At 73.6% G+C, this 227-nt stretch carries 1 protein-coding gene; it reads right to left on the reverse strand.

The genetic code is table 11. The features are described 5' to 3' along the window. Nucleotides 1-227: hypothetical protein (locus AB1471_RS18050; protein ID WP_367781088.1), on the reverse strand; the 227-nt coding region annotated here is incomplete at both ends.

Raw genomic sequence — 227 nt, forward strand, 5'->3', positions numbered from 1 at the left:
CCACTTGATCTGTTCGGCCCGGTGGAAGTCGAGAGCCGGATGGGCCGGCCAGAGCAGCACCGCGGCGGCGGTCACTCCGGCGGCCACGACGGTGGCGGCACCACCGATGAGCAGGCCGCGGACGAGTCGTTTCGGCTTCTTACCCGGCTCCAGGACGGTCGGGTCGGGCCCGGCCGTGCCGGTCCAGGTGTGGCCGGGGTGCACGGCGGGGGCCTCGTAGCTGGGCT

Source organism: Jeotgalibacillus marinus, from assembly GCF_040801915.1.
In the GTDB taxonomy this organism is placed as follows: Bacteria; Bacillota; Bacilli; order Bacillales; family Jeotgalibacillaceae; genus Jeotgalibacillus; species Jeotgalibacillus marinus.